Origin of the sequence: Paucibacter aquatile (assembly GCF_002885975.1) — a bacterium.
Lineage (GTDB): Bacteria > Pseudomonadota > Gammaproteobacteria > Burkholderiales > Burkholderiaceae_C > Paucibacter_A > Paucibacter_A aquatilis.
Genome location: NZ_POSP01000003.1, coordinates 1,766,592 through 1,780,724 on the forward strand (window position 1 = coordinate 1,766,592; position 14,133 = coordinate 1,780,724).

15 protein-coding genes are annotated in these 14,133 nt (G+C 66.1%); 8 read left to right on the forward strand and 7 right to left on the reverse strand.

From position 1 onward, the window contains the following. Positions 1-49 precede the first annotated feature (49 nt). Positions 50-1,426, forward strand: a complete 1,377-nt coding sequence (gene miaB, locus C1O66_RS10830; protein WP_102767891.1) for a tRNA (N6-isopentenyl adenosine(37)-C2)-methylthiotransferase MiaB — start codon at positions 50-52, stop codon at positions 1,424-1,426. Here the strand turns inward: miaB and C1O66_RS10835 are convergent. After that, positions 1,410-1,688: a hypothetical protein gene (locus tag C1O66_RS10835; RefSeq protein WP_102767892.1), complete on the reverse strand. Its 279-nt coding sequence runs from the start codon at positions 1,686-1,688 to the stop codon at positions 1,410-1,412. The two genes, miaB and C1O66_RS10835, sit on opposite strands and share 17 nt — an antisense overlap. Before the next feature lie 173 nt (positions 1,689-1,861). Here C1O66_RS10835 and hemA point away from each other — a divergent pair, with 173 nt between their 5' ends. The 6 genes from hemA to C1O66_RS10865 all read left to right on the forward strand — a co-directional run bounded on the left by hemA (position 1,862) and on the right by C1O66_RS10865 (position 6,864). Beyond that, positions 1,862-3,172 (forward strand): glutamyl-tRNA reductase, encoded by a 1,311-nt coding sequence (gene hemA / locus C1O66_RS10840; RefSeq protein WP_102767893.1) that lies wholly within the window; start codon positions 1,862-1,864, stop codon positions 3,170-3,172. 79 nt (positions 3,173-3,251) lie between these two features. Further along, on the forward strand, positions 3,252-4,337 hold the full coding sequence (gene prfA / locus C1O66_RS10845) for a peptide chain release factor 1 (RefSeq protein ID WP_102767894.1): 1,086 nt from the start codon (positions 3,252-3,254) through the stop codon (positions 4,335-4,337). Further along, on the forward strand, positions 4,334-5,170 hold the full coding sequence (gene prmC, locus C1O66_RS10850; RefSeq protein WP_102767895.1) for a peptide chain release factor N(5)-glutamine methyltransferase: 837 nt from the start codon (positions 4,334-4,336) through the stop codon (positions 5,168-5,170). The genes prfA and prmC overlap by 4 nt, the downstream gene beginning before the upstream one ends. Before the next feature lie 77 nt (positions 5,171-5,247). Next, on the forward strand, positions 5,248-5,883 hold the full coding sequence (locus C1O66_RS10855) for a hypothetical protein (protein WP_102767896.1): 636 nt from the start codon (positions 5,248-5,250) through the stop codon (positions 5,881-5,883). A gap of 61 nt (positions 5,884-5,944) precedes the next feature. Then, positions 5,945-6,259 (forward strand): Grx4 family monothiol glutaredoxin, encoded by a 315-nt coding sequence (grxD, locus tag C1O66_RS10860; RefSeq protein WP_102767897.1) that lies wholly within the window; start codon positions 5,945-5,947, stop codon positions 6,257-6,259. A 35-nt stretch (positions 6,260-6,294) separates the two neighbouring features. Then, the gene (locus C1O66_RS10865; protein ID WP_102767898.1) at positions 6,295-6,864 is read left to right on the forward strand and encodes a UbiX family flavin prenyltransferase; all 570 of its coding nucleotides are present in this window, start codon (positions 6,295-6,297) and stop codon (positions 6,862-6,864) included. A gap of 33 nt (positions 6,865-6,897) precedes the next feature. Here C1O66_RS10865 and C1O66_RS10870 read toward each other — a convergent pair whose 3' ends face one another. The 3 genes from C1O66_RS10870 to C1O66_RS10880 are packed head-to-tail and all read right to left on the reverse strand — an operon-like array spanning position 6,898 to position 10,482. After that, positions 6,898-7,539: a lytic transglycosylase domain-containing protein gene (locus C1O66_RS10870; protein WP_102767899.1), complete on the reverse strand. Its 642-nt coding sequence runs from the start codon at positions 7,537-7,539 to the stop codon at positions 6,898-6,900. Positions 7,540-7,573: 34 nt separating this feature from the next. Further along, the gene (locus tag C1O66_RS10875) at positions 7,574-8,743 is read right to left on the reverse strand and encodes a DUF418 domain-containing protein (protein WP_102767900.1); all 1,170 of its coding nucleotides are present in this window, start codon (positions 8,741-8,743) and stop codon (positions 7,574-7,576) included. Next, on the reverse strand, positions 8,740-10,482 hold the full coding sequence (locus C1O66_RS10880; protein WP_102769594.1) for a proline--tRNA ligase: 1,743 nt from the start codon (positions 10,480-10,482) through the stop codon (positions 8,740-8,742). Before C1O66_RS10880 ends, C1O66_RS10875 begins: the two co-directional genes overlap by 4 nt. A gap of 164 nt (positions 10,483-10,646) precedes the next feature. Here C1O66_RS10880 and C1O66_RS10885 point away from each other — a divergent pair, with 164 nt between their 5' ends. After that, positions 10,647-11,315 (forward strand): RNA pyrophosphohydrolase, encoded by a 669-nt coding sequence (locus tag C1O66_RS10885; RefSeq protein WP_102767901.1) that lies wholly within the window; start codon positions 10,647-10,649, stop codon positions 11,313-11,315. 125 nt (positions 11,316-11,440) lie between these two features. Here the strand turns inward: C1O66_RS10885 and proB are convergent, their stop codons facing one another. The 3 genes from proB to rpmA form a co-directional block, all read right to left on the reverse strand. Continuing rightward, complete coding sequence (proB, locus tag C1O66_RS10890) at positions 11,441-12,559, reverse strand: glutamate 5-kinase (RefSeq protein ID WP_102767902.1); 1,119 nt, start codon at positions 12,557-12,559, stop codon at positions 11,441-11,443. Next, positions 12,556-13,650: a GTPase ObgE gene (gene obgE / locus C1O66_RS10895; protein ID WP_102767903.1), complete on the reverse strand. Its 1,095-nt coding sequence runs from the start codon at positions 13,648-13,650 to the stop codon at positions 12,556-12,558. Before obgE ends, proB begins: the two co-directional genes overlap by 4 nt. Positions 13,651-13,828: 178 nt before the next feature. Next, positions 13,829-14,086 (reverse strand): 50S ribosomal protein L27, encoded by a 258-nt coding sequence (gene rpmA / locus C1O66_RS10900; RefSeq protein WP_102767904.1) that lies wholly within the window; start codon positions 14,084-14,086, stop codon positions 13,829-13,831. Positions 14,087-14,133: the final 47 nt, after the last annotated feature.

Consider the following 14,133-nt stretch of genomic DNA (forward strand, 5'->3'; position numbering starts at 1 on the left):
GGCTGGCCTGCGTAGGCCGGCCTCTCCATTTTTTCTGCGAGCCACCGCCATGAGCAGCCACGACAACAACGCCACCCCGACCCGCAAAAAAGTCTTCATCAAGACCTTCGGCTGCCAGATGAACGAGTACGACTCGGGCAAGATGGCCGATGTGCTGGGAGCCGCCCAGGGCTACGAGAAAACCGACGATGTCGAGCAGGCCGACTTGATCCTCTTCAACACCTGCTCGGTGCGCGAGAAGGCGCAAGAGAAGGTGTTCAGCGATCTGGGCCGCGTCAAGCACCTGAAGGAAAAAGGCGTTCTGATCGGCGTCGGCGGCTGCGTGGCTTCGCAGGAGGGCGCAGCCATCATCGAACGCGCACCCTATGTGGACGTGGTCTTCGGCCCGCAGACCCTGCACCGCCTGCCGCAGATGCTGGCCGCGCGCCGCGAAGAGCGCCGCCCGCAGGTGGACATCACGTTCCCCGAGATCGAGAAGTTCGACCACCTGCCGCCGGCCAAGGTCGAAGGCGCCTCGGCCTTCGTCTCCATCATGGAAGGCTGCTCCAAGTACTGCAGCTACTGCGTCGTGCCCTACACCCGCGGCGAAGAGGTCTCGCGCCCGTTTGACGATGTGCTGACCGAGATTGCCGGCCTGGCCGACCAGGGCGTGGTGGAGTTCAATCTGCTGGGTCAGAACGTCAATGCCTACCGCGGCAAGATGGGCGACACGGGCGAATACGCCGACCTGGCCCTGCTGCTCGAATACGCGGCCGAGATCCCCGGCATCGAGCGCCTGCGCTTCACCACCAGCCACCCGAACGAGTTCAGCCAGCGCCTGATCGAGGCCTACGGCCGTGTGCCGCAGCTGGTCAACCACCTGCACCTGCCGGTCCAGCATGGCAGCGACCGCATCCTCATGGCCATGAAGCGCGGCTACACGGCCCTCGAGTTCAAGAGCACGATCAAGAAGCTGCGCGCCATCCGCCCGGACATCCGCATCGCCAGTGACTTCATCGTCGGCTTCCCCGGTGAGACCGAGGAGGATCATGCCAAGCTGATGAAGCTGGTGCACGACATCGGCTTCGACGCGTCCTTCAGCTTCATCTTCAGCCCCCGCCCCGGCACGCCGGCCGCGGCCCTAGAGGACACCACGCCCTACGAAGTGAAGGTCAAGCGCCTGCAGGAGCTGCAAGCCGTGATCGAGGCCAACACCCTGGCCATCAGCGAAACCATGGTTGGCACGACCCAGCGCATCCTGGTGACCGGCAATGCCCGCAAGGACGCCAGCGAGCTGATGGGCCGCACCGAGTGCAACCGCATCGTCAACTTCAAGGGTCAGCCGCGCCTGATGAACCAGCTGGTCGATGTGCGCATCACCCAGGCCTTCGCGCACTCGCTGCGCGCCGAGGTGCTGACCGCGGAGACCGTCAGCGCCCCGGCCTGAAGCTCAAGATGCATTGCGGCAGGCTGATGCCCAAAAGCATCAGCCCATAGCCCAGCATCTTGCCGTCCCGACCGAGCAGCACGAGAGCCAGGATCAAGGCCGCGCTGCCGCCCCAGCCACCCCAGACCGTCAGGCGCCGCCAGGCCAGGGCCTTTAGCTCACGCCGCCACAGCAGCTTGGCGCCACCCGCCATCAAGGCGGCAACGGCCCAAGCGGGCAGGAAGAAATTGCTCAGGTGCCAGAAGGCGTCCAGGACGTTCAAGGTGACGGGGCTCGGGTGGACGGTGCAGCCGGGATCGGCAAGAGGCACTCGGTCGTTGATCGGCTGAGTATTCGCTTTGTTTTTCGGCAGGCTTGATGCATATCAAGCTTTTCCGGCCCGCGCATGGCCTTACTGCGACAGGGCGCGTGCCGAGTCAATTTTATAATCTGCCCATGACGGTCTTCGCCCTCGGTCTGAACCACAACTCCGCGTCCCTGGATCTGCGCGGGCGTTTTGCGTTCTCGCTGGACCAGCTGGCGCCAACCCTGCTGCAATTTCGCGAGCAACTGAGCCGCGGCGCCCGCAGCAGCAACGCGCCGGCCGAAGCCACCATCCTCTCCACCTGCAACCGCACCGAGATCTATGTCGCCGGCTCGGGCGCCGGCGTGCAGCCGGCCGTGGACTGGCTGGCCCAGGTCGGCGGCGTCAGCCCGGCCGCGCTGATGGACCACGCCTATGTGCGCGAGGGCAGCGCCGCGGCGCGCCACGCCTTCCGCGTCGCCAGCGGGCTCGATTCCATGGTGCTGGGCGAGCCGCAGATCCTCGGCCAGATGAAGCAGGCCGTGCGCGAGGCCACCGATGCCGGCACGGTCGGCACCACCTTGCACCAGCTCTTCCAGCGCAGCTTCTCGGTGGCCAAGGAGGTGCGCAGCTCGACCGAAATCGGCGCGCATTCCATCAGCATGGCCGCCGCCTCGGTGCGCCTGGCCGGCCAGCTGTTTGAAGACCTGAGCAAGATCCGCGTGCTCTTCGTTGGCGCCGGCGAGATGATCGAGCTGGTGGCCACCCATTTCGCCGCCAAGACACCGCTGCACATGGCCGTGGCCAACCGCACGCTGGAGCGCGGCGAGAAGCTGGCCACCCGCCTGGGCGCCGAGGCCGTGCGTCTGGCCGACCTGCCTCAGCGTCTGCATGAATTCGACGCGGTGATCTCCTGCACCGCCAGCAGCCTGCCTCTGATCGGCCTCGGCGCCGTCGAGCGGGCGCTGAAAGCACGCCGCCACCGCCCCATGTTCATGGTCGACCTGGCCGTGCCGCGCGACATCGAGCCCGAAGTCGCGCAGCTGGACGATGTCTACCTCTACACCGTCGACGAGCTCGCCACCCTGGTGCAGTCGGCCGGTGAAAAACGCCAGGCCGCGGTCGAGCAGGCTGAAGCCATCATAGAGACCGGTGTGCAGAGTTTTGTGCACTGGCTGGGCCAGCGCCACACCGTGCCCCTGATCCAGGCCCTCAATGCCCAGGCCGAGGACTGGCGCGAGCATGAAATGAGCCGCGCGCGCAAGCTGTTGGCCAAGGGCGCCGATGTCGACGAAGTCATGGAAGCCCTGGCCCGCGGCCTGACGCAAAAAATGCTGCACGGCGCCCTGGCCGAGCTGCACAGCGTCGACGGCGAGCAGCGCCTGCAGCTGGCACAAACCGTCTCGCGCCTGTTCCTGCGCAACAGCCCGCGCAGCCCGGAAAAGTCGGCGTCCGAGAATTAGCGACCGAGCAGGTTTCGCCCCTGCCCTGCGGGCTTATGCCCCAGATCCGCTCGTTCTCTGTCTTTGCCGATTGCCTCCCATGAAAGACTCCCTGCGCCAGCAGTTCGACCGCCTTGCCTTCCGCCTCAGCGAGCTCGACTCGCTCTTGGCCGACGGCTCCCTGGCCGCCGACATGAAGCGTTACCGCGCCCTGACCAAGGAGCAGGCCGAGGCCGCCGAGCTGGTCGGCCAGTACCGCCAATACCTGCAGCGCGAGGCCGACCTGACCGAGGCCCGCAGCCTGCTGCAAGACCCCGAGATGGCCGAGATGGCGCGCGAGGAGATCACCGCCGCCGAGGCCGACATCACGCGACTGCATGAATCGCTGCAGCTGGCCCTGCTGCCACGCGACCCCGATGACGAGCGCCCGGCTTTTCTGGAAATACGCGCTGGCACCGGCGGGGATGAATCGGCCCTGTTCGCTGGCGATCTGGCCCGCATGTACCTGCGCTATGCCGAGCGCCAGGGCTGGCGCAGCGAGATCCTCTCGGCCAGCGAGTCCGACCTGGGCGGCTACAAGGAGCTGGTGGTGCGCATCGAAGGCGAGCGGGTCTACGGCCGGCTCAAGTTCGAATCGGGCGGCCACCGCGTTCAGCGCGTGCCGGCGACCGAATCGCAGGGCCGCATCCACACCAGCGCCTGCACCGTGGCCGTGATGCCCGAGCCCGACGAGGCCGAGGAAGTGACGCTGAACCCGGCCGAGCTGCGCATCGACACCTTCCGCGCCAGCGGCGCCGGCGGCCAGCATGTCAACAAGACCGACTCGGCCATCCGCATCACCCACCTGCCCACCGGCCTGGTGGCCGAATGCCAGGATGACCGCAGCCAACATCGCAACAAGGCCAAGGCCATGGCCGTGCTGGCCGCCCGCCTGCGCGACAAGGACAAGAACGAACGCGCTGCCAAGGAAGCTGCCACACGCAAGGGCCTGATCGGCAGCGGCGACCGCAGCGACCGCATCCGCACCTACAACTTCCCACAAGGCCGACTGACCGACCACCGCATCAATCTGACGCTGTACAAGCTCGGCGCCATCATGGACGGCGACCTCGACGATGTGGCCGCCGGCCTGCAAGCGGCCCAGGCGGCCGAACAGCTGGCCCTGCTGGAGGAGGGCCGGGCATGAGCCTGAACCCGCCCACCGACGTCAAAACCGCCCTGGCCCTGGCGCGCCAGTTGGACCTGGAGCGGGGTGATGCCCAGACCTTGCTGGCCGAGCGCCTGCAGCAAAGCCGCGCCTGGCTGATCAGCCACGACGACGAGGCCCTGAGCCCCGCCCTGGCCGCCCAGCTGGCGAGTGAGATGCAGCAGATGGCCGAGGGCCTGCCCCTGGCCTATGTGCTGGGCGAAAAAGAATTCCACGGCCTGCGTCTGCGCCTCAGCCGCGACACCTTGATCCCGCGCGCCGACACCGAGACCCTGGTCGACTGGGCACTTGAATTGCTGCCCGGCCTGGGCGCCGCGCCGCGCGTGGTGGACCTGGGTACCGGCAGCGGCGCCATTGCCCTGGCGATCAAGGCCGGCCATCCGGCGGCCGAGCTGAGCGCCGTGGACCTGAGCGCCGGGGCGCTTGAGGTGGCGCGCGGCAATGCCGCGTGTCTGGGCTTGGCGGTGGAGTTTTTGCAAGGCAGCTGGTGGAACCCACTGCGCGACCGCAGCTTCGAGCTGATCGTCAGCAACCCGCCCTATATCGCCGGCCAGGACCCGCATCTGCCCGCCCTGCGCCACGAGCCGCTGAGCGCCCTCACCCCGGGCGGCGACGGCCTGAGCGACCTGATGGCCTTGATCGAAGGTGCACCGGCCCACCTGAGCCCAGGCGGCTGGCTGCTGCTGGAGCATGGCTACGACCAGGCCGAGCCGGTGGCCCTGGCGCTGGAATGCCGCGGTTTTGTCGAAGTCAGCCTGCGTCGCGACCTGGGCGGCCAGCCGCGCGTCAGCGGTGGTCGCTGGCCTGGCTGATTCACACCACACAAAGTTTCATTTGCCGGGTTATTGCTGGCAATTTGACATGTCGCTTGTCCGCGGCAAGCAGTAGCATGGGTTCCAAACCCCAACCGCTCTGGGAGACCGCCATGTTCCACGCCCGCATCATGCGCCCGATCCTTGCCCTTCAGCTGGGCCTGGCTTACGCCTTGGCCGGCGCGACCAACCCCGCTCTGGCGCTGGATGGCAATGGCTTGCAGCTGGAGACCAGCCCCTGGCAGGCTCGGGTGCAGCTGAGCAGCCTGGAAGGCCGTGGCGCCCGTTTGCTGAGCGCCAATCTGCTGGGCGACTACTACCTGACCGGCTCGGGCCTGGGTGGCTTCAGCGGCGGCCTGCGCGCCACTGGCGGCATGTTGATGGGCGCGCCCAGCGCGTCCTTGAGCAGCGCCGGCTTGGCATTGAACCGCGATTTCCGGCAACGTCTGGCCGTAGGTCAGCGCAGCCTTAGCATGATGGTGCCCGAGGCCGGCATGGGAGATGCCGGTGCGTCGCTGTCTTACTTGGGCATCGGCTACAGCGGCCAGTCCTTGCGCGGCGGCTGGGGCTTCAGCGCGGACCTGGGTCTGGTCAGCTCCCTGTCGCTGGGGGGCTTGCGTTTGGGGGCGAGCCGCAACAGCGGCGCCGAAGACCTGCTGCGTGATTTGCGCCTCAAACCCGTACTGCAGCTCGGGCTGTCCTACAGCTATTGAGTCGGCCTTCGACGGCCTGGCCGATAATTGCCCCAGTTTTTCACTTTGGGGCAAGAAGACAATGAACGACGTTCAACAGCGCATCGACGATCTGGTCAAGAACAACCGCGTGGTGCTGTTCATGAAGGGCACGGCCCAGTTCCCCATGTGCGGCTTCTCCGGCCGCGCCATCCAGATCCTCAAGGCCTGCGGCGCCAGCGATCTGAAGACCTTCAATGTGCTGGAAGACGAAGGCGTGCGCCAGGGCATCAAGGAATACGCCAACTGGCCCACCATCCCGCAGCTCTACATCAAGGGCGAATTCGTCGGCGGCTCGGACATCATGATGGAGATGTACGAAGCCGGCGAGCTGCAAGCCCTGCTGGGCGCTGAGTAAGCACGCGCCCCGCTTCTGCGCCTGCCCTTCCTCTCATGACACAACGACTGGTCGTCGGCATCACCGGCGCCACTGGCGCTGCCTACGCGCTGCGCCTGCTGCGGCGCGGCCGCGAGCTGGGCCTGGAAACGCATCTGATCGTCACGCCCTCGGGCGTGCTCAATGCCCACCATGAGTTGGGCCTGGATCGCAAGGCGCTGGAGGCTGAGGCGTCTTACGCCCATGCGCCCGGCGATGTCGGCGCCTGCGTGGCCAGCGGCAGCTTTGCCACGGCGGCCATGGTGATCGCACCCTGCTCGATGAAGACGCTGGCCTCGGTGGCCCACGGCTTCGGCGACAACCTGCTGACCCGGGCGGCCGATGTCACGCTGAAAGAGCGACGCCGCCTGATTTTGATGGTGCGCGAAACGCCTTTCAACCTGGCCCATCTGCGCAATATGGTGGCTGCCACCGAGATGGGTGCCATCGTCTTTCCGCCGCTGCCGGCTTTCTACCACCACCCGCAAAGCATCGAGGAACTGGTCAACGAAAGCGCAGAACGGGTGCTGGAACTGGCCGGCGTCGCCGGCGCCGAACCCAAGCGCTGGGCCGGCCTCAAGCCCTGAGCCGCGACCCCTGAGCAGAGCGCCGTCAGCGGCTCAGACCTCACCCGGCATCAGCCACTGCTTGCGTGCGGCGAACACCGCGCGCGGATACTCGGGCCGGCCACGGCTACCGTTGTAGCGGCCCAAGGCGAGGTAGAGATCGCCCTGCTCCCGGTCGAGGTAGTGGCGCAGGATCACGCAGCCAAAACGCAGATTGGTTTGCATATGAAACAGCCGTGAGGCTTGCCCATCACCGATCAGCTTGGCCCAGAAAGGCATCACCTGCATATAGCCGCGCGCGCCGGCAATGCTGATCGCGTACTTGCGAAACCCGCTTTCCACCTGCACCAGGCCCAGCACCAGGCTGGGCTCCAGGCCGGCCCGTTTGGACTCGTACCAGAGCGTCTCCAGAAATTCGATGCGGATCTGCGCCTCGCTCTTGCGCTTCTTGAGCTTCTCGCTCATCGCGCCCAGCCAGCGCAGATAGGCCAGGCGTTCGTCGATCTGATCGAAACGCGGGCGCGGGGGGGCACTGTTGGCGACCGAAGCCGCCAGGGCCGTGCGCACTGCATCGGCCAAGGGCTCTTCGACCTGCGCACCCGCGCAAGCAGTGCGAGGCAGGCACAGCAGCAAACCGGCGGCGGACAGCATCAGGCTGCGTCGGCCGGGCGTGAGCGGTGTGCCGGATGAGTTCATGGCGTGAAAGTTCAAGGCGAAAGAGAGTTTGAAATCAAGCCGAGCCCAGCCAGGTTTCCAAAGGCAAGCGCCGACGTGGCCCCAGCCTCCGGGCCAGAATCATCCAGCCAGCCCAGTACAGCAAGCTCGCCACCAACAACGCCAGCGTCCCCAAGGGCAGAGCCCAGCCCGCACCGCTGAGGCAGGCCAGGCTCAGCAGCGAGCTGCCGAGATAGAGGCTCAAGGTGTGGCGCCCAGCCGGTGCTAGCACGATCAGCCAGCGCTGGCCATGCAGCAGCAGCCAAGGCACCAGGCCAATCGGCATGAGCACAGCGACAAACAGGGACAGCAGGCCGTAGATCGCATCCAGCTGATGGTTCTGATCACACAAAGCCTGAGACCAAGCCCAGCCAAAAATCGCATTGAACAGCAAGCCGGGCAGGAGCCAACGCTCGGCCCAGCGCTTGAGCAAGGGGCGCCAGCGCGCATGGGTGAAGAGCTGCAGGCGGCCCGCCATCAGCCCTGCCAGCATCCAGGCCACGAACAAGGGCAGACCCTGCAGCACGAAACCCAGCTGCATCAGCAGGTAATGGCCCGCGTTGAGCGCCCACCAGTCTGCCCATGAGGCGGGCGCAGCCAGCGAGCGCGGGGCCTCGGGCGCAAACGAACTGTGGTCGAACACGAGCCAGAATAGGCTGGGCATCAGGAGCAGCGCCGCAACACCGGCCCACACCCAGATGCGCCGGCGCAGCTGGCGCAAGCGCATCGTGGGCCCACGCAGCATCAGCACGCCGCACAGGGCATAGGCCGTCAGGATGTCGCCGGAATACACGAGCAGGCCATGAGCCAGGCCGATCCACAAGAGCCGGCGCATGCGCCGGCTGCGATGCCCATCCGGCTCCGCACACGAAGCAGCATGCCGACCCCGCTCACGAAAGGAAACTGCCTGGCTGTAACCGAACAGAAAGCTCAGCAGGGCCAGCCCCTTGCCGGCCAGCAAGGTAGCCACCAACGCCAGCACGGCCTGAGCGACCAGGGAGTCTGCCGGCTTCGGTGCCGCCAGGGGGCCACCGTCCGGCAGCGCCGCATAACCGATCCAGTTGACGGCAATCACCGGCAGCAGGGCCAGCGCCCGCAAGCCATCGAGGGGCGCGTGGCGCTGCGGCACCTGAATGCCCGTCGGCACGCCCGGAGGCGGCGCGGCAGGCAGCGCCGCGAGGGTCACGCCGTCTTGGGCGTGAGCAAGTCCAGCACCTCGGCCAGGCTCAGCTTGCGGGCCTCGGCGTCACGGCGGCCCTGGTACTCGACCAGGCCTTCCTTGAGACCGCGGTCCGAGATCACCACGCGGTGCGGCACGCCGACCAGCTCCCAATCGGCAAACATGGCGCCCGGGCGCTCGCCGCGGTCGTCCAGCAGCACGTCCACGCCGAGGGCCAGCAGGTCCTCGTGCAGCTTGTGGGCGGCGGCCTTGACCTCTTCGCTGCGGTCCATGCCGATGGGGCAGACCACCACGCGGAATGGGGCGATGGACTCGGGCCAGATGATGCCGCGATCGTCGTGGTTCTGCTCGATGGCAGCGCCAAGGATGCGCGTCACGCCAATGCCGTAGCAGCCCATCACCATCAGCTGCGGCTTGCCGTTTTCGTCCAGATAGGTGGCCTTCATATCGGCCGAGTACTTGGTGCCGAGCAGGAAGACATGGCCGACCTCAATGCCGCGCTGGATGGCGAGCACGCCCTGGCCGTCCGGCGAGGGGTCACCGGCCACCACATTGCGGATGTCGGCCACCAGGTCCGGCTCGGGCAGGTCGCGGCCCCAGTTGGCGCCGGTGTAGTGGAAATCGGCCTCGTTGGCGCCGCAGACGAAATCGCTCATCAGCGCGACCGTGCGATCAGCCACCACCTTGACCGGCTTGAGCAGCTGGATCGGGCCCAGATAGCCCGGCTTGCTGCCGAAATGGGCCTCGATCTCGCTGACGGTGGCGAAGCGGAAACCGGCCTTCAGGCCCGGCAGCTTGCCGACCTTGACCTCGTTCATCTCGTGATCGCCGCGCAGCAGCAGCAGCCAGACGGTGGTCTTGACGACCTCGCCTTGCTCGTTCAGCTCGTCAGCCGCCAGCACGATGGACTTGACCGTTTGCGTCAGCGGCAGGCCCAGCAGGGCAGCCACGTCTTCGCAGGTGCTCTTGCCCGGGGTCGCTGTCTTGCTCAAGGCCTGGCTGGCGGCGGCGCGCTCGGCCAGCAGCGGCAGGGCTTCGGCCAGCTCGATATTGGCAGCGTACTCGCTGCTCGGGCAGTAAACGATAGCGTCTTCGCCGGTGTCGGCGATGACCTGGAACTCATGCGAGGCCTCGCCGCCGATGGCGCCGGTGTCCGCGGCCACGGCACGGAACTGCAGGCCGAAGCGCTCGAAGATGCGCTGGTAGGCCGCGTACATGTTCTGGTAGCTGACGGTGGCGGTGGCCACATCACGGTCGAAGGAGTAGGCGTCCTTCATGGTGAACTCACGGCCGCGCATGATGCCGAAGCGCGGGCGGCGCTCGTCGCGGAACTTGGTCTGGATGTGGAAGAAGTTCTTGGGCAGCTGCTTGTAGCTGCGCAGCTCCTGGCGGGCGATGTCGGTCATCACCTCTTCCGAGGTCGGCTGGATGATGAAGTCGCGGCCATGGCGGTCTTTCACGCGCATCAGCTCCGGGCCCATCTTGTCGAAGCGGCCAGTTTCCTGCCAGAGCTCGGCCGGCTGCACCACTGGCATCAGCAGCTCCACCGCGCCAGCGCGCACCATTTCCTCGCGGATGATGGCCTCGACCTTGCGGATCACCCGCAAGCCCATGGGCATGTAGTTGTAAATGCCGGCGCCCAGACGCTTGATCATGCCGGCGCGCATCATCAGCTTGTGGCTGACAACCTCGGCGTCGGCCGGTGCTTCCTTGAGGGTGGAGACGAAAAACTGACTGGCTTTCATGGCGGCGGCGGGGCTGGGCCACAAGGGCCAAACCGGATTCAAAAGTGGATGGAAACGCGCGCGGACCGCGCGGGTCGACTCGCAGCTGGCTTGCGGGTTAGACAGTGATGCCAAGGCGGCACCGCAATGCAATAATCAAACCAACTATAGATTCGAGGTTGATTATGCTCGACCGTGAAGGGTTCCGCCCCAACGTCGGCATCATCCTGCTCAACCACAGGAATGAAGTGTTCTGGGGCAAGCGCATTCGCACCCATTCCTGGCAGTTCCCGCAAGGGGGCATCAATTATGGCGAAACGCCTGAGCAGGCGATGTACCGTGAGCTCCACGAGGAAGTGGGGCTCGTTCCCGAGCATGTGCGCATCATTGCGCGCACACGCGACTGGCTGCGCTATGAGGTGCCCGATCACTTCATCCGGCGCGATGCGCGCGGGCATTACCGCGGTCAGAAACAAATCTGGTTCCTGCTGCAGCTGCTCGGCCGCGATTCCGACATGAATCTGCGTGCCACCAACCACCCGGAGTTCGACGCCTGGCGCTGGAACGAATACTGGGTGCCGCTGGATGCCGTGATCGAGTTCAAGCGCGGGGTTTACGAGAACGCACTGACCGAACTGGCCCGCTACCTGCCGCGCATCAACCACCACAACCGCTACCTGCGCTCGGGCATGCGCCCGCAGCATGGCCGCCAGGAAGGCCCGACGGGCGAGGGTCATGCCGAGGAGCGCCCCGGCGGCGCGGACTCGCGCACGCGCGCGGCGCCCACCTCGGCTTCGCCGGCCGGCCCCCACCCTTCTGCGGACACGCAAGGCCAGGAAGCCCAGCCGGACTGAGCCCACGGCGCTCAGTTGCTCGAGCGATCAAGCGGCGCCATGCAAACGCCGGCTTGAAAAAAGCCTGCCCGACCTTTCAGTCGCCGCAGGCTTTTCTTTTGAAGTGTGAACTCGACGCAGTCGACTCAGCGAAGCACCAGGTTGTCGCGATGGATCAGCTCTGGCTCGGCCGCGTAGCCGAGCACACGGCCGATCTCGGCCGAGGGCTTGCGGGCGATCAGGCGGGCTTCGGCGCTGGAGTAGTTGCTCAGGCCGCGCGCCAGTTCACGCCCTTCCGGGTCGCGCACGGCAATGACATCGCCGCGATGGAATTCGCCCTGCACCTCCATCACGCCGATGGGCAGCAGGCTCTTGCCTTCGGCCTGCAGCTTGAGCACGGCGCCGGCATCCACCGAGACCGCGCCGCGCAGCTGCAGATGATCCACCATCCATTGCTTGCGCGCCGTCAGCTTGGGCAGGCTGGCCAGCAAGGCCGTGCCGATGGCTTCGCCAGCGGCCAGGCGCAGCAAGACATCGGGCTCGCGACCCCAGGCAATCACGGTGTTGGCGCCGCTGCCTGCCGCACGTTTGGCGGCCAGGATCTTGGTGATCATGCCGCCGCGCCCCAGCGACGAACCTGCACCGCCGGCCATCTGCTCCAGCTCGGGCGTGCCCGCCACCGCCTCGGCAATGAACTGCGCATTCGGGTCGCGCCGCGGATCGGCCGAGTACAAGCCCTTCTGGTCGGTCAGGATGACCAGGGCATCCGCCTCGATCAAATTGGCCACCAGCGCACCGAGGGTGTCGTTGTCGCCGAACTTGATCTCGTCGTTGACGACGGTGTCGTTCTCGTTGATGACCGGCAGCACGCGGTGCTGCAGCAAGGTCAGCAGGGTCGAACGGGCATTGAGATAGCGCTCGCGGTCGGCCAGGTCGGCATGGGTCAGCAGGACCTGGGCGCTGCCCATGCCATGCTCGCGCAGCTTGCTCTCGTACATCTGGGCCAAGCCCATCTGGCCGACAGCTGCTGCGGCCTGCAGCTCATGCAGCTCTTTGGGTCGCGTGCTCCAACCCAGGCGCTTCATGCCTTCGGCAATGGCGCCGCTGGACACCATCACCACCTCGCGGCCCTCGGCCGCCAGGGCAGCCAGCTGCCGGCACCAGTTGCCGATGGCCTCGGCATCGACGCCGCGGCCTTCGTTGGTCACCAGACTAGAGCCAACTTTGACGACGATGCGGCGCGCGCCCGCAAGCGCGCGGCTCATGCCTTTTGTTCCGCGGCTTCGTCCAGCTCCGCGGCCGGCTTGCCGTCGGGGAAGCGCGGGTCGGCTTCGACATGGACCTTGTGCGCCGTGGCCACATGGTCGTAGATCGCATGGATCAGCGGCTGGCAGCCCTCGCGCGTCAGGGCCGAGATCTCGAAGACCGGGCCCTTCCACTTGTAGCGCTTGATGAAATCCTTGACGCGCTTGGCGCGCTCGTCCTCGGGCACCATGTCCAGCTTGTTCAGCACCAACCAGCGCGGCTTGTCGTGCAGTTCCTGGTCGTACTTCTTCAGCTCGTTGACGATGGCCTTGGCCTCCGCCACCGGATCGACCGCGGGGTCGAACGGAGCCAGATCCACCACATGCAGCAGCAGACGCGTGCGCTGCAAGTGACGCAGGAATTGATGACCCAGGCCGGCGCCCTCGGCCGCACCTTCGATCAGACCGGGAATGTCGGCGACCACGAAACTCTTTTCCGGGCCGACGCGCACCACACCCAGATTCGGGTGCAAGGTGGTGAAGGGGTAGTCGGCAATCTTGGGGCGCGCGTTCGAAACGGCCGTGATCAGGGTCGACTTGCCAGCATTGGGCTGACCGAGCAGGCCCACGTCAGCCAGCACCCGCAACTCCAGCTTGACCTTCTTGGCCTCGCCGGGCCAACCAGGCGTCTTCTGACGCGGGGCGCGGTTGGTGCTGGTCTTGAAATGCAGATTGCCGAAGCCACCGTCGCCACCCTTGGCCAGCAAGATCTTTTCACCGGGCTCGAGTAGCTCGGCAATGACGGTGTCGGTTTCCAGATCGCGCACGATGGTGCCGACCGGCATGCGCAGGATCACGTCCTCGGAAGCAGCGCCGTAGCAATCGGAGCCACGGCCGGCTTCGCCATTGCGCGCCTCGTGGCGGCGTGCGTAGCGGTAATCAATCAGGGTGTTGAGGTTGCTGTCTGCCACAGCATAGATGCTGCCGCCGCGCCCACCGTCACCCCCATCCGGGCCGCCGAAAGGAATGAACTTTTCGCGGCGGAAACTCGCACAGCCGGCGCCACCATTGCCGGCCACGATATCGATGGTGGCTTCGTCTATGAACTTCATAAGCTTGTCGCTTGCTCCGTGCCTTTTGAGGCGATGGTAAGGCAATGCGGGTGAAAACCCTGCATCGCAAATGCAGCCTCAAAAAGCAAAAGCCCCGGCAAGCCGGGGCTTTGGGCAACGGGTGGCCGGCTGCTGCCCTCCACCCGCGCTGTGCTTCGATGTGCTCGTTCGGAAACGATCAGACCGGAGTCACGAACACCGTCTGACGGCTGTTCTCACCCTTGATGGCGAACGACACTTGGCCGTCGACCAGCGCGAACAGCGTGTGGTCCTTGCCGATACCGACATTGGTGCCGGGATGGAACTTGGTACCGCGCTGACGCACGATGATGGAACCTGCAGAGATGGTCTGGCCGCCGAAGGCCTTCACACCGAGCATCTTGGGTTTGGAGTCGCGGCCGTTCCGTGTGGAACCGCCGCCCTTTTTCTGTGCCATGGATTAGCTCCTTGAACTGTTGGCGAAGAAGTTAGCGTTTGACCGCT

Coding starts and splice junctions, on each gene's coding strand:
- miaB (WP_102767891.1), top strand. CDS start 50: ATGAGCAGCCACGACAACAACGCCACCCCGACCCGCAAAAAAGTCTTC.
- hemA (WP_102767893.1), top strand. CDS start 1,862: ATGACGGTCTTCGCCCTCGGTCTGAACCACAACTCCGCGTCCCTGGAT.
- prfA (WP_102767894.1), top strand. CDS start 3,252: ATGAAAGACTCCCTGCGCCAGCAGTTCGACCGCCTTGCCTTCCGCCTC.
- prmC (WP_102767895.1), top strand. CDS start 4,334: ATGAGCCTGAACCCGCCCACCGACGTCAAAACCGCCCTGGCCCTGGCG.
- C1O66_RS10855 (WP_102767896.1), top strand. CDS start 5,248: ATGGGTTCCAAACCCCAACCGCTCTGGGAGACCGCCATGTTCCACGCC.
- grxD (WP_102767897.1), top strand. CDS start 5,945: ATGAACGACGTTCAACAGCGCATCGACGATCTGGTCAAGAACAACCGC.
- C1O66_RS10865 (WP_102767898.1), top strand. CDS start 6,295: ATGACACAACGACTGGTCGTCGGCATCACCGGCGCCACTGGCGCTGCC.
- C1O66_RS10870 (WP_102767899.1), bottom strand. CDS start 7,539: ATGAACTCATCCGGCACACCGCTCACGCCCGGCCGACGCAGCCTGATG.
- C1O66_RS10880 (WP_102769594.1), bottom strand. CDS start 10,482: ATGAAAGCCAGTCAGTTTTTCGTCTCCACCCTCAAGGAAGCACCGGCC.
- C1O66_RS10885 (WP_102767901.1), top strand. CDS start 10,647: ATGCTCGACCGTGAAGGGTTCCGCCCCAACGTCGGCATCATCCTGCTC.
- proB (WP_102767902.1), bottom strand. CDS start 12,559: ATGAGCCGCGCGCTTGCGGGCGCGCGCCGCATCGTCGTCAAAGTTGGC.
- obgE (WP_102767903.1), bottom strand. CDS start 13,650: ATGAAGTTCATAGACGAAGCCACCATCGATATCGTGGCCGGCAATGGT.
- rpmA (WP_102767904.1), bottom strand. CDS start 14,086: ATGGCACAGAAAAAGGGCGGCGGTTCCACACGGAACGGCCGCGACTCC.